At 69.8% G+C, this 19,456-nt stretch carries 14 protein-coding genes; 10 read left to right on the top strand and 4 right to left on the bottom strand.

Annotation, left to right across the window (positions count from 1 at the left end):
* Positions 1-12 precede the first annotated feature (12 nt).
* Positions 13-2,106, top strand: coding sequence for a protein kinase domain-containing protein (locus ACZ5CW_RS21975; protein WP_468603833.1), 2,094 nt, complete (start codon positions 13-15; stop codon positions 2,104-2,106).
* Positions 2,107-2,220: 114 nt separating this feature from the next.
* Here the strand turns inward: ACZ5CW_RS21975 and eccCa are convergent, their stop codons facing one another.
* The gene (eccCa, locus tag ACZ5CW_RS21970) at positions 2,221-6,186 is read right to left on the bottom strand and encodes a type VII secretion protein EccCa (protein WP_468603831.1); all 3,966 of its coding nucleotides are present in this window, start codon (positions 6,184-6,186) and stop codon (positions 2,221-2,223) included.
* 300 nt (positions 6,187-6,486) lie between these two features.
* On the opposite strand from eccCa, the gene eccD reads away from it, so the two are divergent.
* On the top strand, positions 6,487-7,989 hold the full coding sequence (eccD, locus tag ACZ5CW_RS21965; protein ID WP_468604133.1) for a type VII secretion integral membrane protein EccD: 1,503 nt from the start codon (positions 6,487-6,489) through the stop codon (positions 7,987-7,989).
* Between the two features lie 46 nt (positions 7,990-8,035).
* Here eccD and ACZ5CW_RS21960 read toward each other — a convergent pair whose 3' ends face one another.
* Entirely contained in the window at positions 8,036-8,329 is a 294-nt protein-coding gene (locus ACZ5CW_RS21960; protein ID WP_468603829.1) for a DUF397 domain-containing protein, read from the bottom strand.
* A gap of 266 nt (positions 8,330-8,595) precedes the next feature.
* Between ACZ5CW_RS21960 and rpsO the strand changes: the two genes are divergently transcribed.
* From rpsO to ACZ5CW_RS21935, 5 genes are all read left to right on the top strand, one after another.
* On the top strand, positions 8,596-8,883 hold the full coding sequence (rpsO, locus tag ACZ5CW_RS21955) for a 30S ribosomal protein S15 (RefSeq protein ID WP_361246393.1): 288 nt from the start codon (positions 8,596-8,598) through the stop codon (positions 8,881-8,883).
* Between the two features lie 310 nt (positions 8,884-9,193).
* Positions 9,194-11,419: a polyribonucleotide nucleotidyltransferase gene (locus ACZ5CW_RS21950; RefSeq protein WP_468603827.1), complete on the top strand. Its 2,226-nt coding sequence runs from the start codon at positions 9,194-9,196 to the stop codon at positions 11,417-11,419.
* Positions 11,416-12,795 (top strand): M16 family metallopeptidase, encoded by a 1,380-nt coding sequence (locus ACZ5CW_RS21945; RefSeq protein WP_468603825.1) that lies wholly within the window; start codon positions 11,416-11,418, stop codon positions 12,793-12,795. Before ACZ5CW_RS21950 ends, ACZ5CW_RS21945 begins: the two co-directional genes overlap by 4 nt.
* A 43-nt stretch (positions 12,796-12,838) precedes the next feature.
* Positions 12,839-13,591: a 4-hydroxy-tetrahydrodipicolinate reductase gene (gene dapB, locus ACZ5CW_RS21940; protein ID WP_468603823.1), complete on the top strand. Its 753-nt coding sequence runs from the start codon at positions 12,839-12,841 to the stop codon at positions 13,589-13,591.
* A gap of 25 nt (positions 13,592-13,616) precedes the next feature.
* Positions 13,617-14,069 carry a hypothetical protein gene (locus tag ACZ5CW_RS21935; RefSeq protein ID WP_468603821.1) on the top strand — a complete coding sequence of 151 codons (453 nt, stop codon included), beginning with the start codon at positions 13,617-13,619 and terminating at the stop codon, positions 14,067-14,069.
* A 178-nt stretch (positions 14,070-14,247) separates the two neighbouring features.
* Here the strand turns inward: ACZ5CW_RS21935 and ACZ5CW_RS21930 are convergent, their stop codons facing one another.
* Positions 14,248-14,817: a hypothetical protein gene (locus ACZ5CW_RS21930; protein WP_468603819.1), complete on the bottom strand. Its 570-nt coding sequence runs from the start codon at positions 14,815-14,817 to the stop codon at positions 14,248-14,250.
* A gap of 90 nt (positions 14,818-14,907) precedes the next feature.
* Positions 14,908-15,144: a hypothetical protein gene (locus tag ACZ5CW_RS21925; protein WP_468603817.1), complete on the bottom strand. Its 237-nt coding sequence runs from the start codon at positions 15,142-15,144 to the stop codon at positions 14,908-14,910.
* Between the two features lie 175 nt (positions 15,145-15,319).
* On the opposite strand from ACZ5CW_RS21925, the gene thyX reads away from it, so the two are divergent.
* The 3 genes from thyX to ACZ5CW_RS21910 all read left to right on the top strand — a co-directional run bounded on the left by thyX (position 15,320) and on the right by ACZ5CW_RS21910 (position 19,013).
* Complete coding sequence (thyX, locus tag ACZ5CW_RS21920; RefSeq protein ID WP_468603816.1) at positions 15,320-16,060, top strand: FAD-dependent thymidylate synthase; 741 nt, start codon at positions 15,320-15,322, stop codon at positions 16,058-16,060.
* Positions 16,061-16,271: 211 nt separating this feature from the next.
* Positions 16,272-17,171: a 4-hydroxy-tetrahydrodipicolinate synthase gene (gene dapA / locus ACZ5CW_RS21915; protein ID WP_468603814.1), complete on the top strand. Its 900-nt coding sequence runs from the start codon at positions 16,272-16,274 to the stop codon at positions 17,169-17,171.
* A 156-nt stretch (positions 17,172-17,327) separates the two neighbouring features.
* Entirely contained in the window at positions 17,328-19,013 is a 1,686-nt protein-coding gene (locus ACZ5CW_RS21910) for a ribonuclease J (protein WP_468603812.1), read from the top strand.
* Positions 19,014-19,456 lie beyond the last annotated feature (443 nt).

Here is a 19,456-nt window from a genome sequence, read left to right as displayed (position 1 = left end):
AAGCGATCAGCGATGAGACCCCTGGGGACCGGTGACCCCATCCGCCTCGGCCCGTACCGGTTGCTCGGCGTGCTGGGCGAGGGCGGCATGGGCAAGGTGTACGTCGGCCAGGACCAGACCGGGACCGTCGCCGCCGTCAAGGTGCTGCGGCCCGAACTCGCCCACGACACCGGTCTCGCCCAGCGGTTCGTGCGCGAGGCGCTGGCTGCGCAGGCCGTCCGCAGCCCCGGTGTGGCGGCGGTGCTGGGAGCCCAGACCGAGGGCGGACGGCCCTGGATCGCCACCGAGTTCCTTGCGGGGCCCACCCTCGACCAGATCGTGGACCGGCACGGCCCGCTCGACGACGTGAGGCTGCGCGCCCTGGCCGCCTCGATCGCCCGTACCCTGCGCGACATCCACGCCGCCGGCTTCGTCCACCGCGACCTCAAGCCGCCGAACATCGTGCTCACCGCGGCCGGCCCGAGGGTCATCGACTTCGGCATCGCCCGCCCCGAACACGGCCTCACCCTGACCACCACCGGCCAGATCCCGGTCACCCCGGGGTACGGCGCGCCCGAACAGGTGCTGGGCCGGCGCGTCGCTCCCGCCGCCGACGTGTTCTCGCTCGGCGCCGTCCTCGTCTACGCGGCCACCGCACACCGCGCGTTCGAGGGCGCGCACGTGGCCGCCGTCCAGTACGAGGTCGTCCACGGCGAACCCAACTGGCAGGGCGTCACCCCCGACCAGCATGCGCTGATCGCGCCCTGCCTGGCCAAGGACGCGGCGGTCCGGCCCACTCCGGAGCAGATCGCCACCGCGTTCGCAGCCCCCAAGAAGGCCGACGCGGTGTGGAGACGCGGACCCGTGGCCGACGCGATCAAGGAGCGGGAGCGCGAGGTACGGGAGCTTTCCGCACCGCTGTCGACGACGCAGACCGGTACCGGACCGTCCCGGCGCGGGCTGATCACCGGCGTTGCGGCCGGTGGTGCGCTGCTGGTCGCGGGTGGCGGCGGCACAGGGTGGTGGCTGCTGCGCGGCGGAGGCGGCGGCCAAAGGACGAAGGACCCGTTCACCATCCCGGCCGCCGCGAAGACACCGGCGGCACGCATTCTCTCCGCCGACGACGGTGACTTCATCGTCGGCGGCTCCCCCAAGCCGCTCTGGGCCCACGACGGCCTGGTGGGAACCGGGTCGCCGGCGCCGCTCCCGATACGGGACGTCATCGTCGCCGGTGACATGTCGGGCGGCCTCGCGGCCTTCAACGTCGTGGACGGCAAGCGCCGCTGGGCCGCTTCGGACATGCAGATGACGAGCCGCTACGTTTCGCTGTCCGACCGCCTGGTCGCGGCCGCCGACAAGCAGGGGACGCTGCACACCTTCGTCCCGTCCACCGGTGAGCCCAAGTGGACGGCGAAGGCCGACGCCAAGGCGCTGCTGGCCGCCGACGCGGAGGCGGTATACCTCGTGACCCGGGACCACCGGCTGCGTGCGGTGGGCCGCTCCGATGCGAAGGTCCGCTGGACCGTGTCGCTGCCGAAGGATTTCCGGACCGCTCTCTACCCCCGAGGCGCCGTGGCGGACCGCGGAACGCTCGTCCTCTCGACCACCACAGGGCACGCCCTCGCCGTGAACGGGAGGACCGGACGTGTCACGTGGACCTTGTACAACCAGGCGAGGAAGCGTGCTCTCGTCCCGGCCGCACGGGACGGCGTCGTCTACCTCAACGGCAAATCGCTCTCCGCGCGCAGGATCTCGGACGGCAAGGAACTGTGGCAGGAGACGAACAAATACGCGGATCCACCGGAATACAGTCGCCCGAGCGTCTTCGGTGACTCGGTGTACGCCTCCGTCGGCGGCAACGCCGTACGGCACGACCTCCGCAACGGCCGGCAGGTGTGGTTCTCGATGGAGGGCGGACAGGAGTCTCCCGTCCTCGTCCAGGGCAGCGGAGCATGGGTGATCGACGACAAGAACGGAGTCACCGTGCACACCCTGGGTCTCGAGGACGGCGACGAGGTCTGGTCCTACAAAATCGCCCTGGCCGGCAACGACCTCAGCCTCGCGACCGCCGGCAACCGAGCCTTCGTCAGAGCCGGGGATTCCCTGTACGCCTTCCCGGTGTTCTGACGCCTGAACCGGTCTCGCCTCTTTGAGGGGAGCCCTCAGGACACGGCGGCGGCCGAACCCGCCGCCGTGTCCGGCCGAGGCGGCGGACACCAGGTCCGCCGCCGCCAACGCGCCTCAGTACTCCACATCCACCAAGCCGGTCTGAACCAACGGCTTCCCCCGCTTCCGGGACACGAAGACGCCCCGCCCCGCAGGCATCGGCCGGGGCCGGACGCCGTTGAGGATGTCGCCCTCCGCCGGGTCGCCCGCCAGGACGATGCCCTGGGCGCCGAGTTCCTTCATGCGCTGCATGAAGGGCTCGTACGAGGCGCGGCCCGCGCCCGCGGAGGAACGGGCGATGATGAAGCGGACGCCGACGTCACGGGCGAAGGGCAGCATCTCGGTCAGGCCGCTGAGCGGGTTGCCGCTGGACGTGGAGACGAGGTCGTAGTCGTCGACGACCACGAACACCTGCGGGCCGCGCCACCAGCTCCGGTCCCGCAGCTGCTGCGCGGTGACGTCGGCGGTCGGGGTACGGCGCTGCATCAGGTCGGCCAGCGCCACCATGTGATGGTCCATCTGGCTGGACATGGGGATGTACTCCGCCAGGTGACTGGCCGGGGTGATGTCCAGCAACGAGCGGCGGTTGTCGACGACGAAGAACTTCGCCTCGTCGCCCCCGTACTGCAGCGTCAGCTGCTTGATCAGCAACCGCAGCAGGTTGGACTTGCCGGACTCGCTCTCGCCGAAGATCAGGAAGAACGGGTCCTGCTCGAAGTCCAGGAACACCGGCTCCAGGTTCTCCTCGTCCAGCGCGAAGGCGACGCCACGGTTCGGGAAGCGGTCGCCCGGCGGCAGCTGGAGAGCCTCCAGCTGGCGCGGCAGCAGCCGTACCTTGGGGGCGCCTGGTGCCTGCCAGTGACGGCCGACCTCGGTGCTCAGCGCTGCCGTGGCCTCGGCCAGGTCGGTGTCGGAGGTGAGGCCGTCGATGCGTGGGACCGCCGCCATGAAGTGCAGCTTCTGGGGGGACAGACCACGGCCCGGAACGCCGGTGGGCACGTTCGCCGCCACCTTGCGGTCGATCTCCGAGTCCATGACGTCACCCAGGCGCAGCTCCAGGCGGTTCATCAGATGGTCCTTCAGGTTCGCGCGGACCTCCATCGAGCGCGACGCCGTGATGACGACGTGGATGCCGTAGCCGAGACCACGGGCGGCCATGTCCAGGACCGCGGATTCCAGGGCCTCGTAGTCCGTGCGGAAGTTGCCCCAGCCGTCGACGACCAGGAAGACGTCCCCCCAGGGCTGGTCCGTCACCGAGATCTCGCCTCGGGCGCGGCGCGCACGGTAGTCGGCGATCGAGGCGATGCCGGCAGAGCGGAAGTACTCCTCGCGACGGGTCAGGACGCCGTAGACCTCGGACACGGTACGCCGGACGCGTTCCGGATCCAGACGGGAGGCGATACCGCCGACATGCGGCAGGCCGTCCAGCGCCGCCATGCCGCCGCCACCGAAGTCCAGGCCGTAGAACTGCACCTCGTGCGGCGTGTGTGTGAGAGCGAAGGAACAGATCAGCGTGCGCAGGAATGTGGACTTGCCGGACTGCGGGCCGCCGATGATCTGCATGTGGCCCGCCGCGCCCGAGAAGTCGAGCATCAGGCGGTCACGGCGCTGCTCGTACGGCTTGTCGACCAGACCGGCCGGCACGATCAGGCGGCCCGCGCTCTCGTAGCCGGGCTGGGTCAGCCCGCGTCCCTCCACCGCGGCCAGTCCGGGCAGCAGGGCGTCCAGTGACGGGGGGCTCTCCAACGGCGGCAGCCACACCTGGTGGGCCGCCGGGCCCTGCGCCTCGAGCCGTCGAACGATGACGTCGAGGACGGTGTCGGCCAGCGCCTCGTCCACTTGGGGCTGGGGCTCCTGGCGCTGCTGCGGGATGGCCGTGTACTGCACCGGTACCTCGGTGGCCGTGAACAGCGCAGGCCGTCGGTCCACCGGCAGCGGCCCGCCGCCCAGTGCCGCGCGCTGCGTACCCGAGCGGTAGACCCCGGAGACGTACGCCGCCTTGAAGCGGACCATCTCGTCCGTGCCGTACTTCAGGAAACCGGAGCCGGGGACGTTGGGGAGTTCGTAGGCGTCGGGGACACCGAGCGCCGCGCGGGACTCCGCCGCGGAGAAGGTGCGCAGACCGATGCGGTACGACAGATAGGTCTCCAGGCCCCTCAGGCGGCCCTCTTCCAGCCGCTGCGAGGCCAGCAGCAGGTGCACGCCCAGGGATCGGCCGATGCGGCCGATCTGCACGAACATCTCGATGAAGTCCGGCTTCGCGGTCAGCAGCTCGCTGAACTCGTCGATCACCAGGACCAGGGAGGGGATGGGCTGCAGCGGGGCACCGGCCGCGCGCGCCTTCTCGTAGTCGTGGATGTTGGCGTAGTTGCCCGCGTCGCGGAGCATTTCCTGGCGGCGGTTCAGCTCACCGCGGATCGAGTCACCCATGCGGTCGACCAGGGTGAGGTCGTCGGCCAGGTTGGTGATGACCGCTGCCACGTGCGGCATCTGTGCCATGCCGGCGAAGGTCGCACCGCCCTTGAAGTCCGCGAGGACGAAGTTCAGGGTCTCCGAGGAGTGCGTGACGGCGAGGCCCAGCACCAGGGTGCGCAGCAGCTCCGACTTGCCGGAGCCCGTCGCGCCGACGCACAGTCCGTGCGGGCCCATGCCCTCCTGGGCGGCTTCCTTCAGGTCCAGCATGACGGGGCGGCCGTCCTCGCCGAGACCGATCGGCACCCGCAGCCGTTCCGCGAGGGCACGCGGCCGCCAGGTCCGCTTGGTGTCGACGGACGCAGCGTCGCCGAGGCCGAGCAGGTCCGTGAACTCCAGGTTGGCGAGCAGTGGTTGATCGTCGTCGCCACCCGACGCCATGCGCAGCGGTGCCAGTTGCCGGGCCAGCGCCTCGGCGGACTCGTACGACAGGGACTCCGGGGCGCCCTCGTAGACCATGCCGTGCCCGGAGTCCAGGCGGAGGGCACCGGGCTGTACGACGACGGACAGGTCGCCGCCCGCTGTGGTGAGTTCACCCGCCACCACCTCGACCACCGTGACGCCCTGCAGTCCCTCGGGGTTGGCGAGCACCGAGTCCGGCAGCAACGACAGGTCGTCCAGGACGAGCACGATGTGCGGCTCGTCCAGCAGGGGCGCGGCGCCGGGATGGAAGCGCGGGCGGCCCGTCAGCCGGGCGGCGAGCAGGTCCTCCAGCTCGCGAGGGTCGGGACTGATCAGCCGGCGGGAACCCGCGCCGTCCACCTCTTTGGACGCCTGCACGTGCGGCAGCCACTTGACCCACTCCCAGTGCGGCAGCGCCTCCCGCCCCGCGGCCACCGCGATGACCAGATCCTCGGGGGAGTGCAGCGAGGCCAGTGAGCCGACCAGGGCGCGCGCCGAGGCCCGTACGGACTGCGGTTCACCGCTCACCGTGACGTGGTAGAAGGCGCGCAGCGACACCGCCATCGGCAGGTCGCCGACGGTGTTGTGCGTGGCGAGGAACCGCTGCATCGCGCCCGCGGTCAGCGGCTCCAGCTGCTCGACCGGCCCGGTCTCCGGGGCGATGAGCGGGGTGGCCAGCGGCTGCGGGCCCAGGCCGATGCGCACATGCGCGAAGTCCTCGTCCCCCGGCCGCCGTTCCCACACCCGGCTGCCCTCGGCGACGAGCGCCCACAGCTGCTCGGGGGAGGGGTGCAGGTAGTACTGCGCGTCCCGTTGGGCCTTCGCCGTCTCCATGGCGGACTTGCGCGTCTGCGACAGATAACTGAGGTAGTCGCGCCGCATGTCGGCCAACTGGCCCTGCGAGCCGCGGCGGAAGCGGACCACCATCGCGATGGACATCGCCACCGTCGACGCGATCATGATCATGCCCATGATCTTCATGAACGGCTGACCGTTCGTGAAGAAGAACACCACCGAGCCGCCCATGCCCAGCGTGGGCAGGAGCTGCATCAGCACGCTCTCCTGGGGCCCCCGCGGCAATTCGGGCGGTGGCTGGACAACGACCTCTTCCGTGGGCACTTCGGACGGCAGCGCCCTAGCAGGGCGCTTGACGACAATCTGGCTCACCGCTCACCAATTCCCTTGCCCGACCCAGGCTTTCCGCCCACCGCCCCGTGTCCGGCGGGCGCAGGCCGCCGCGTGATCCTACTGAGTTCACGGAACACGGGTGAGCGGTAGGGTGCCGGATGTTCGCGTGAGCACACGCCGAGCAGGCTGGGCAAACCGGGTCAACCCGCCCGATGTCGGAGCGGGAGAGCCTCGAAATCCGGCCCCACGGCACCCGTGCCGCCGTGCGTGGCGCGAACCGGCACGAGACCTTCACGACATAGACGCACCACCACCACTGAGGGGGAGCAGCAGGTGAGCATGACGGCCGCCGCCACCGGCGGACCCGGGACGGGAGCCCCTTCCGGGTCCGGCACCGGACTCGGCTTCTGCCGGGTCACCATCGTCGCGCCGGACAGCCGTATCGACGTCGCACTGCCTGACGACGTCCCGGTCGCCGACCTCTATCCGGAGATCCTCCGGCTGTCCCAGCAAAGCTCCGAGGCGGGCGCCCCGGTCGGCTACCACCTCGTCCGCACCGACGGCACCGTCCTGGACAGCGCCCGCTCCTTCGCCGCGCAGCGCATTCTCGACGGTGAACTCCTCACCCTGCGCCCGTTCGCCGAGTCCCTGCCGCCGGCCGTCTTCGACGACGTCGCCGAGGCCGTCGCCTCCGCCGTCACCGCACAGCACAAGCTGTGGAGCGGCGAGTTGACCCGAGCCGCGGGTCTCGTCGGCGGCGGAGTACTGCCGGCGCTGCTCGCATTCGTCGCCTGGACCGCCGACCCGCGCCACGACATGCACGGCCTGGCCGGCATCCTCGCCGCCGTCACCGGCGTCCTCCTGGTCGTGCTCTCCGCGGTCCGCGCCCGTGTCTACGACGACCGCGGTTCGGCCGTCGCCCTCGGCCTCGGCGCACTGCCCAACATCGGTGTCGCGGGCAGCGGACTGCTGCCCCTGAACGGCGGGGAGGGCATCGGCAGACTGCAGTTTCTGCTGGCATGCGCGGCCGTCCTCGTCGCCGCGCTGATCCTCACCCTGTGCTCGCCGCACGGCGACGGCCCCTTCGTGGCCTTCGTCTTCGCCTCGGCCATCGCCCTGGTCGTCGTCTTCGTCGCCACCCTCACCGACTGGGCCCCCACCGAGATGGCCGGCCTGTGCGCGCCCGTCGCCGTCGGCGCCCTCGCCTTCCTGCCCGGCATGTCGATGCGTTTCGCCCGGCTGCCGATCGGCTTCGAGAACCCCAGCAGCGGCGCCTCCCGCTCCGCCTACGGCAACGAGTCCGCCGCGGCCGAGCCCGTGGACACCGAGCGCATCGAGGCGCAGGCCCGGCGCGGCCACGAACTCCTCGTCGGCCTGGTCGGCGGCTGTGCGCTCCTCGCCGTCGGAGCCTCGGCCGTACTGGGCTTCTCCGACGACATCTGGGCCCAGCTGCTCGCCCTCGCCACCGGCGTGGCGATGCTGATGCGCGCCGGCCTCTTCCGCTACACGGCCCAGGTCGCGCCCGTCCTGGCCGCCGGTCTCGGTTCCCTCGTCCTGCTCGGCCTGGGCCTCGCCCTCAACCCGCCGCGGCACGTGATGCTCGCGGCGCTATCCGGCGACCGCACCGACCTGGACATCCGCACCATCTGGCTGATCGCGGTCATCGCCGCGGCCACCGCCCTCGTGACGGCGCTGGGTCTCATCCTGCCGCGCGGTGGGCTGACCCCGTTCTGGGGCCGCTTCCTGGAGATCTGCGAGGGCTTCGTCCTGCTGACGCTGATCCCGCTCACCCTCGCGGTCTTCGACGTGTACGCGACCGCGCGGTCGATGACGAGCAAGTGACGCAAGAAGCCCCGGCCCGGAATGAGCCGGGGCTTCCTGCCGCCACTCACTCCGCCCCCATCCCCCCACCGGCTTTCCCCGGCTCAAGATCGAACTCCCCGTCCCGAGCCCCCAGCACGAACGCCCGCCACTCCGCCTCCGTGTACCGCAGCACGGTGCCGGGGTCGAGGGAGGAACGCATCGCCACGGCGCCCCCGGGCAGGTACGCGATCTCGACCCGCTCCTCGTGCTCCTCCGTGCCCGGCGCGCTCTGCCACTCGGCACCGGAGATGTCGAGCGCGTACAGCTCGTCCCGCTCCCGGTCCTTGCGCGCCCTGAGTTCCGCTTCCGTCTCCGCCATGCCGCGGCGACCCCTTCCCGACGTGCGTACGATCAGCAGGCTCACCCTAGTGGCCGCCCCCCTCGGGCCCGTGGCGTTCCGGAATCAAGGCGAGGGTGCCCGCCACTGCCTGGTACTCTGGTCGACGGCCGTTTGTGTACGCACCCCCGGAGCCCAGTGCTCTGGAGGCCGCGCCCAGCGGATCCCGGCCTCCCGAGTCACGGAAGCTCCCCTGAGACGTAGACCAGGGGCACTCGTGGGCCAGTCACAGACTATGAGGAGTACGCGTGTCGCTCGACGCCGCTACGAAGAAGCAGATCATCGCCGAGTTCGGTGCCAAGGAGGGTGACACCGGCTCCCCCGAGGTCCAGGTCGCTCTGCTCTCCCGTCGGATCTCCGACCTGACGGAGCACCTCAAGACCCACAAGCACGACCACCACTCCCGCCGTGGCCTGCTGATCCTGGTCGGTCAGCGCCGTCGCCTGCTGCAGTACCTGGCGAAGAAGGACATCCAGCGCTTCCGTACGCTGGTCGACCGCCTCGGCATCCGCCGTGGTGCGGCGGGCGCCAAGTAAGACGCCGTGAAGGGAGCGGTTCCCGGGACGATCGGGGGCCGCTCCCTTTGCCGTACGTGCGGAAACGTGCGGAGTGTCACACACGCTTTGTAGTGTGGTAGCACAACGCAATACGCACGACACGGAACACGTAGGACTGAGAACGAGGAGAAGCGCACCTCGCCGCCGCCGGTCCTCGGTAGTGGCCCCCGGGGGAAGCGAGCCCCGGGTGCTTCGATCGAAGACCGGCCCGCACAGCCCGGAGCGCTTCTCCGCAACCGTCCCCCTGCCACACGGGCAGCCGAGGGACGAAGACGAGGAGAAAACGCTAGTGGAGAACGAGACCCACTACGCCGAGGCCGTCATCGACAATGGCGCCTTCGGCACCCGTACCATCCGCTTCGAGACGGGCCGCCTGGCCAAGCAGGCCGCCGGCTCCGCCGTGGCGTACCTGGACGACGACACCATGGTGCTGTCGGCCACCACCGCCTCCAAGAACCCGAAGGACCAGCTCGACTTCTTCCCGCTGACGGTCGACGTCGAGGAGCGCATGTACGCGGCCGGGAAGATCCCCGGTTCCTTCTTCCGCCGTGAGGGCCGCCCCTCCGAGGACGCGATCCTCACCTGCCGTCTGATCGACCGCCCGCTGCGCCCGTCCTTCAAGAAGGGCCTGCGCAACGAGATCCAGGTCGTCGCCACGATCATGGCGCTCAACCCCGACCACCTGTACGACGTCGTGGCGATCAACGCCGCGTCCGCGTCCACGCAGCTGGCCGGCCTGCCCTTCTCCGGCCCGATCGGCGGCGTCCGCGTCGCGCTGATCCGCGGCCAGTGGGTCGCCTTCCCGACGCACACCGAGCTCGAGGACGCCGTCTTCGACATGGTGGTCGCGGGCCGCGTCCTGGAGGACGGCGACGTCGCGATCATGATGGTCGAGGCCGAGGCCACCGAGAAGACCATCAAGCTGGTCGAGGGCGGCTCCGAGGCGCCGACCGAGGAGGTCGTCGCCGCCGGTCTCGAGGCCGCGAAGCCCTTCATCAAGGTGCTGTGCCGCGCCCAGGCCGACCTCGCCGCCAAGGCCGCCAAGCCGACCGCCGAGTTCCCGATCTTCCTGGACTACCAGGACGACGTCCTCGAGGCCCTGACGGCGGCCGTCCGCCCCGAGCTGGCCCAGGCGCTCACCATCGCCGGCAAGCAGGAGCGCGAGTCCGAGCTGGACCGCGTCAAGGCGCTCGCCGCCGAGAAGCTCCTGCCGGAGTTCGAGGGCCGCGAGAAGGAGATCTCCGCCGCGTACCGCTCGCTCACCAAGCAGCTGGTCCGTGAGCGCGTGATCAAGGAGAAGAAGCGCATCGACGGCCGCGGTGTCACCGACATCCGCACGCTGGCCGCCGAGGTCGAGGCCATCCCGCGGGTGCACGGTTCCGCGGTGTTCGAGCGTGGCGAGACCCAGATCCTGGGCGTCACCACCCTCAACATGCTCCGCATGGAGCAGCAGCTGGACACCCTCTCCCCGGTGACCCGCAAGCGCTACATGCACAACTACAACTTCCCGCCGTACTCCACCGGTGAGACCGGCCGCGTCGGCTCCCCGAAGCGCCGCGAGATCGGCCACGGCGCCCTCGCCGAGCGCGCCCTCGTGCCGGTCCTGCCGACGCGCGAGGAGTTCCCCTACGCGATCCGCCAGGTCTCCGAGGCGCTCAGCTCCAACGGCTCGACGTCCATGGGCTCGGTCTGCGCCTCCACCATGTCGCTGCTGAACGCCGGTGTGCCCCTGAAGGCCCCGGTCGCCGGTATCGCCATGGGCCTGATCTCCCAGGAGATCGAGGGCGAGACGCACTACGTCACCCTCACCGACATCCTCGGTGCGGAGGACGCCTTCGGCGACATGGACTTCAAGGTCGCCGGCACCAAGGAGTTCGTCACCGCCCTCCAGCTCGACACCAAGCTGGACGGCATCCCGGCCTCCGTCCTGGCCGCGGCCCTCAAGCAGGCCCGCGACGCCCGCCTGCACATCCTCGACGTGATGATGGAGGCCATCGACCGGCCCGACGAGATGAGCCCGCACGCCCCGCGGATCATCACCGTCAAGATCCCGGTCGACAAGATCGGTGAGGTCATCGGCCCCAAGGGCAAGATGATCAACCAGATCCAGGAGGACACCGGCGCCGAGATCACGATCGAGGACGACGGCACGATCTACATCGGTGCCGCCGACGGCCCCTCCGCCGAGGCCGCCCGCGCCACGATCAACGGCATCGCCAACCCGACGATGCCCGAGGTCGGCGAGCGCTACCTCGGTACGGTCGTGAAGACGACCACCTTCGGTGCGTTCGTCTCCCTGCTGCCCGGCAAGGACGGTCTGCTGCACATCTCGCAGATCCGCAAGCTCGCCGGCGGCAAGCGCGTGGAGAACGTCGAGGACGTCCTCGGTGTGGGCCAGAAGGTCCAGGTCGAGATCGCCGAGATCGACTCCCGCGGCAAGCTCTCCCTCGTTCCGGTGATCGAGGGCGAGGAAGGCTCTTCCGACGAGACGAAGAAGGACGACGCCGACCAGTGACGTCCCGTAGCTCCAAGGCGACGGCCCGCACCTCTTCGGAGGCGCGGGCCGTTGCCCGTACCCAAACCCTCATCAAGGGGACCAACGGCATCGGCACGGTCCGCAAGACCACCCTCCCGGGCGGCCTGCGCATCGTCACCGAGACCCTGCCCTCGGTGCGCTCGGCGACCTTCGGCATCTGGGCGCACGTGGGCTCCCGCGACGAGACCCCCGCCCTGAACGGCGCCACGCACTACCTGGAGCACCTGCTCTTCAAGGGCACCTCGAGGCGCAGCGCGCTGGACATCTCCGCCGCCCTCGACGCGGTCGGCGGCGAGATGAACGCGTTCACGGCCAAGGAGTACACGTGCTACTACGCGCGCGTGCTCGACACCGACCTGCCGCTCGCCATCGACGTCGTCTGCGACATGCTGACCGGCTCGCTCATCCTCGAAGAGGACGTCAACGTCGAGCGCGGCGCGATCCTCGAAGAGATCGCCATGACCGAGGACGACCCGGGCGACTGCGTGCACGACCTGTTCGCGCACACCATGTTCGGCAACAACGCCCTCGGCCGCCCGGTCCTCGGCACCGTCGACACGGTCAACGCCCTCACCGCCGACCGCATCCGCCGCTTCTACAATAAGCACTACGACCCGACGCACCTCGTGGTCGCCTGCGCCGGCAACATCGACCACAACAAGGTCGTACGACAGGTCCGCGCGGCCTTCGAGAAGGCGGACGCCTTCAAGACCATGGACGCGCGGCCCGTCGCCCCGCGCGACGGCCACCGCAAGATCCGCACGACCGGCCAGGTCGACCTGCTCGCCCGCAAGACCGAGCAGGCGCACGTCGTCCTCGGCATGCCGGGCCTCGCCCGCACCGACGACCGCCGCTGGGCCATGGGCGTGCTCAACACCGCCCTCGGCGGCGGCATGTCCTCGCGCCTCTTCCAGGAGGTCCGGGAGAAGCGCGGCCTCGCCTACAGCGTGTACTCGTACACCTCCGGCTTCGCCGACTGCGGCCTGTTCGGCGTGTACGCCGGCTGCCGCCCGAGCCAGGTGCACGACGTGCTGAGGATCTGCCGGGACGAACTCGACCACGTCGCCGCCAACGGCCTCTCAGACGACGAGATAGGCCGCGCCATCGGCCAGCTCCAGGGCTCCACGGTCCTCGGACTCGAGGACACCGGCGCGCTGATGAACCGCATCGGCAAGAGTGAGCTGTGCTGGGGTGAGCAGATGTCGGTGGACGACATGCTGGCCCGGATAGCGGCGGTCACCCCGGACGAGGTCCGCTCGGTCGCCCGCGACATCCTGGGACAGCGCCCGTCGCTGTCGGTCATCGGCCCGCTGAAGGACAAACAGGCGGCGCGGCTGCACGATGCTGTCGCCTGAACCCCTCCGTCGTCGGATTCGGTAAGTCGGTAAGGAAGCAAACATGAGCAAGCTGCGCGTGGCGGTCCTCGGTGCCAAGGGCCGGATCGGGTCCGAGGCGGTCAAGGCGGTCGAGGCCGCCGAGGACATGGAACTCGTCGCCGTCCTCGGCCGGGGCGACAAGCTGGAGACGCTGGCGGAGACCGGCGCCCAGGTCGCCGTCGAACTGACCACCCCCGCCTCCGTCATGGGCAACCTCGACTTCTGCGTGCGCCACGGCATCCACGCGGTCGTCGGTACGACGGGCTGGACCGAGGAGCGCCTCGCGCAGCTGAAGGGCTGGCTCGCCCAGTCCCCGGAGACCGGCGTGCTCATCGCGCCGAACTTCTCCATCGGCGCCGTCCTGACGATGAAGTTCGCGCAGATCGCCGCGCCGTACTTCGAGTCGGTCGAGGTCGTCGAGCTGCACCACCCGAACAAGGTGGACGCCCCGAGCGGTACGGCCACCCGCACGGCCCAGCTCATCGCCGAGGCGCGCCGGGCGGCCGGCACGGCTCCGGCGCCGGACGCCACGGTCACGGCCCTGGACGGCGCGCGGGGCGCCAGCGTCGAGGGGGTCCCGGTGCACGCCGTCCGGCTGCGCGGTCTCCTGGCCCACCAGGAGGTCCTGCTCGGCGGCGAGGGCGAGACCCTGACCATCCGACACGACTCCCTGCACCACAGCAGCTTCATGCCGGGCATCCTGCTCGGCGCCCGTCGGGTGGTGACCACTCCGGGCCTGACCGTCGGCCTGGAGCACTTCCTGGACCTGAGCTGAGAACCGAGCCGAGCCCGAACACGTCATGCGCGCGAAGATCACCTACCTCGTCACGGCCGCCGTCCTCGTCTTCTACTTCGTCCTGGTCGGCAGCCGCGGCGTCATGCTCATCCAGTCCGGCACGGTCCTCACCGTCACCTTCGGTGTGGCGGTGCTGATCCTGCCGGTCATCGGCCTGTGGTTCCTGTGGAAGAACACGCAGTTCGTCCGCAGGGCCAACCAGCTCGCCGCCGAACTCGACGCCGAGGGCGGCCTGCCCCCCGACGAGTTGCAGCGCACCGCGAGCGGCCGTATCGACCGTGACTCGGCCGACGAGGTCTTCGCCAAGCGCAAGGCCGAGACCGAGGCGTCCCCCGACGACTGGCGCTGCTGGTTCCGGCTCGCCGTCGCCTACCACGACGCCCGCGACACCCCGCGCGCCCGCAAGGCGATGCAGCGCGCCATCGCCCTGCACGACGGCAGGACGGTCCAGGCCTAGCCACGCCCAGCGGTACGAGCCGCCCGTACGAGCCGGCCGTACGAGCGCGCCGGCGCGGTCTCACGCGCCGCCGCAGCCCTACACGCCACGGGGCGGAGCTGTACGGGGCACCCGACCGATACGCGGAAGGGGCCGGTCCGCACATCGCAGCCGGCCCCTTCGCCGTATCCGGGGCGGGTCAGCTGCGCCGGTACTCCGCGGCCCACGCCTCCACCGTGTCCGCCGCCCGGTCGAAGCCCACCGGACGGCCCAGGAAATCCAGATCGTGCGTGGTCATCAGGGGCGCCGGGTCCTCGGCGCGCCGGTCCTTGCGGACGAGTACCAGTGCCTGCCCCTGCACCGTGCGCGGCAGCCCCAGCCAGCGCACCGGCTGCTGCACCGTCCGTACGGAGGCGACCCGCGCCCACGGCACCGTACGCGTCACCAGGAAACCGACCTGGCGCAGCCCGCTCCCGCTCACCCACACCCCCATGCGCAGCAGCCGCAGCGCACCGGCGATGACGGCCAGACCCAGGCCGAGGATCACCCCGGCGGAGGAGGAGCCGGAGGAGGACACCGAGCCGCTCAGGGCGATCAGGACCGCCGCGAACAGCACGAACGAGGCGAGCAGCAGCCACAGAGCGGCCGTGGCCACACGCCAGGGGCCGGGCCGGTACGGGCGGCGCCAGCGCTCCCGGTCGTCGTACGGCAGCGCGCTCTCGGATGCCGCCTCGAAGGTGCGGTCGGCCGTCAGAAAGGGCAGGGGCACGGCTGGTCCTCACTCGGTCCTCGCGTGGGCTGTGCCCGGTGAGGCTATCCGGCCCGGATGCCGCTCACCAGCCGTGGGCGTCCGGAAGGGTCAGTGCCCCTGGGACGCCTGTGACTGCTGCACCGGCGTACTGGACGGCGTGGACAGGGCCGGCATGGCCAGGATCAGGGCGCCGACCAGCCCGGCGACGAGGGTCAGGCCCAACAGCCAGCGCCCGGTCATCTCACCGATGGACGCGCGCCGGCGGGGCGGGGGAGTGACATTGCTGCGGAACCGGTCCGCCTCGGCCAGGAAGGCGAAGGGTACGGGCTCGCGCCGACGGAACATGGGGAAGCACTTCTCCTCTCGGGGATCGAATGTGAGGTCCTCACCGGTACAGACGCTCTAGTGACACAAAAGGTGCCCATGTCGTGAAAACTCGTGCGGCGAGGTTGCCGTTCGGGTGGGCGGCGGGTGCCCGGATACAGTGGGCGCGAACCCCTGAAGTGATGGAAGGACCCTTGTGACCCGCACCCCGGACGACGAGTTCAAGATCGATCTGCGCGGCGACGTCACCGTCGAACTGGTCAAGCACAGCGCGGCCGACTCCGACGTGCTCTTCGCGGCCCGTGTGTCGACCATCGGGGAGCAGTCCCTGGAGGAGTTGGACAAGGACCCGGAGCGTTCCAAGGGTCTGATCAACTTCCTGATGCGCGACCGGCACGGCAGCCCGTTCGAGCACAACTCGATGACCTTCTTCATCAGCGCCCCGATCTTCGTCTTCCGCGAGTTCATGCGGCACCGGGTCGGCTGGTCGTACAACGAGGAGTCCGGCCGCTACCGGGAGCTGCAGCCGGTCTTCTACGTGCCCGACGCCGACCGCAAGCTCGTCCAGCAGGGCCGGCCGGGCAAGTACGTCTTCGTGGAGGGCACCGAGGAGCAGCACGGCCTGCTCGGGAGCGCCATGGAGGAGTCGTACCGCCAGGCCTACCGGACCTACCAGGACCTGCTCGCGCAGGGCATCGCGCGTGAGGTCGCCCGTTCGGTCCTCCCCGTCGGCCTGTACTCCTCGATGTACGCCACCTGCAACGCCCGCTCGCTCATGCACTTCCTCGGCCTGCGCACCCAGCACGAGCTGGCCAAGGTGCCGTCCTTCCCGCAGCGGGAGATCGAGATGGTGGGCGAGAAGATGGAGGCGGAGTGGGCGAAGCTCATGCCGCTGACCTACGCCGCCTTCAACGCGAACGGGCGTGTGGCCCCGTAACGAAGCCCTGTTCCCCCACCCGGAACGGATGTACGGGTCAGCCTGGCGAAGTGTCCGTATTGCGGCATTTAGAGAAGTTCATCTAGCCTGATCAAACGGACCCGGCACTGCTTGAACCCCCGAGCAGGCAGTGCCGGGTTCCTCATTTGTCCTGACTTTCCTGGCACCCCACGGGCAGACCACGCATGGAGCACCGAGTAGCGTGTTACCCATGGCTCCGACCTCCACTCCGCAGACCCCCTTCGGGCGGGTCCTCACCGCCATGGTCACGCCCTTCACGGCGGACGGCGCACTCGACCTCGACGGCGCGCAGCGGCTCGCCGCCCACCTGGTGGACGCAGGCAACGACGGCCTGATCATCAACGGCACCACCGGCGAGTCCCCCACCACCAGCGACGCGGAGAAATCGGACCTCGTACGAGCCGTACTGGAGGCGGTCGGCGACCGAGCCCACGTGGTGGCCGGTGTCGGAACCAACGACACCCGCCACAGCATCGAGCTGGCCCGTGAAGCCGAGCGCGTCGGCGCCCACGGCCTCCTGGTCGTCACGCCGTACTACAACAAGCCCCCGCAGGAGGGCCTGTACCGGCACTTCACCACCATCGCCGACGCCACCGGCCTGCCGGTCATGCTCTACGACATCCCCGGCCGCAGCGGCGTCCCGATCAACACCGAGACGCTCGTCCGCCTCGCCGAGCACCCCCGGATCGTCGCCAACAAGGACGCCAAGGGCGACCTCGGCCGCGCCGGCTGGGCCATCGCACAGTCCGGCCTCGCCTGGTACTCCGGCGACGACATGCTGAACCTGCCCCTGCTCTCCGTGGGCGCGGTCGGCTTCGTCTCGGTCGTCGGGCACGTCGTCACCCCCGACCTGCGCGCCCTCGTCGACGCGTACACCTCCGGTGACGTCGTCAAGGCCACCGAGATCCACCAGAAGCTGCTCCCGGTCTACACCGGCATGTTCCGCACCCAGGGCGTCATGACCACCAAGGCCGCCCTCGCCCTCCAGGGTCTGCCCGCCGGTCCCCTGCGCGCGCCCATGGTGGAGTGCTCACCCGAGGAGATCGCCCAGCTCAAGATCGATCTTGCTGCAGGCGGGGTACAGCTCTGACAACAGACTTGGCACCACCCGAACCCCACAACCGAAGAACAACTGAACACAGCGGGCCACCGGCGCCCGCACCCCACAACGACAACTGCTTCTGCACGAACGTCATGCGCGCCACGTGCCGTACCGGTACGTGGCGCGTGTGGTGAGGAGAGTCTTTTGAGTCATCCGCATCCTGAACTCGGCACGCCTCCGCCGCTCCCCGCGGGCGGCCTGCGGGTCACCCCGCTCGGCGGTCTCGGCGAGATCGGCCGAAACATGACGGTCTTCGAGTACGGCGGCCGTCTGCTGATCGTCGACTGCGGAGTGCTCTTCCCCGAGGAGGAGCAGCCCGGAATCGACCTGATCCTGCCGGACTTCTCGTCCATCCGGGACCGCCTCGACGACATCGAGGGCATCGTCCTCACGCACGGCCACGAGGACCACATCGGCGGTGTCCCCTTCCTGCTCCGCGAGAAGCCGGACATCCCGCTGATCGGCTCCAAGCTGACCCTCGCCCTGATCGAGGCCAAGCTCCAGGAGCACCGGATCCGCCCGTACACGCTGGAGGTGGCGGAGGGGAACCGTGAGCGCATCGGCCCCTTCGACTGCGAGTTCGTCGCGGTCAACCACTCCATCCCGGACGCCCTCGCGGTCGCGATCCGCACCCCCGCCGGCATGGTCGTGCACACCGGCGACTTCAAGATGGACCAGCTCCCGCTGGACAACCGCCTCACCGACCTCCACGCGTTCGCGCGGCTGAGCGAGGAAGGCATCGACCTGCTCCTCGCCGACTCGACGAACGCCGAGGTCCCGGGCTTCGTCCCGCCCGAGCGGGACATCTCCAACGTCCTGCGCCAGGTCTTCGCGGGCGCCCGCAAGCGGATCATCGTGGCGAGCTTCGCCAGCCACGTCCACCGCATCCAGCAGATTCTGGACGCCGCCCACGAGTACGGCCGCCGGGTCGCCTTCGTCGGCCGTTCCATGGTCCGCAACATGGGCATCGCCCGGGACCTCGGCTACCTGAAGGTCCCGCCGGGCCTGGTGGTCGACGTCAAGACGCTGGACGACCTGCCCGACCACGAGGTGGTCCTGGTCTGCACGGGCTCCCAGGGCGAGCCGATGGCGGCCCTGTCCCGCATGGCCAACCGCGACCACCAGATCCGCATCGTCGACGGCGACACGGTCATCCTGGCGTCCTCGCTGATCCCCGGGAACGAGAACGCGGTCTACCGCGTGATCAACGGCCTGACCCGCTGGGGCGCCAACGTCGTCCACAAGGGCAACGCCAAGGTGCACGTTTCCGGCCACGCGTCCGCGGGCGAGTTGCTGTACTTCTACAACATCTGCCGTCCGAAGAACCTGATGCCGGTCCACGGCGAGTGGCGCCACCTGCGCGCCAACGCGGAGCTGGGCGCCCTGACGGGTGTCCCGCACGACCGGATCGTCATCGCCGAGGACGGCGTGGCGGTGGACCTGATCGAGGGCAAGGCCAAGATCTCCGGCAAGGTCCAGGCCGGTTACGTCTACGTCGACGGTCTCTCCGTCGGCGATGTCGGCGAGCCGGCGCTCAAGGACCGCAAGATCCTCGGCGACGAGGGCATCATCTCGGTCTTCGTGGTCGTGGACTCCTCCACCGGCAAGATCACGGGTGGCCCGCACGTCCAGGCCCGTGGCTCCGGCATCGAGGACTCGGCCTTCACCGCCGTCCTCCCGAAGATCACGGAGGTCCTGGAGCGGTCCGCCCAGGACGGGGTCGTGGAGCCGCACCAGCTCCAGCAGCTCATCCGCCGCACCCTCGGCAAGTGGGTCTCGGACACCTATCGCCGCAGGCCGATGATCCTCCCGGTGGTCGTGGAGGTCTGACGGTCCAACGACCGCTCGTCCGCGCGAACACGGAGCGGGGCCCTCGATTTGCATCGGGGCGCCCCGCTCCAGTACGTTTACGGCTCTGCCCGACCGGGAACCCCAGTACTTCACGTGCTGGACAACAGGTGCCCCGGAGGGGCGGGAAAACCGACTCAGAACTTCTGATAAAGTCGGAACCGCCGGAAAGGAAACCGCGAGAGCGGGAACCTGGAAAGCACCGAGGAAATCGGATCGAGAAAAGATCTGATAGAGTCGGAAACACCGAAGGGAAGCCCGGAGGAAAGCCCGAGAGGGTGAGTACAAAGGAAGCGACCGTTCCTTGAGAACTCAACAGCGTGCCAAAAATCAACGCCAGATATGTTGATACCCCGTCCGTCGGAACAATCCGATGGTCGAGGTTCCTTTGAAAAAACACAGCGAGGACGCTGAGTGCGAGGGGA

It is taken from the genome of Streptomyces sp. NPDC031379, assembly GCF_055569615.1.
Note: the sequence above shows the minus strand (reverse complement) of the source record. Positions and strands in the feature narration are given on the sequence as shown.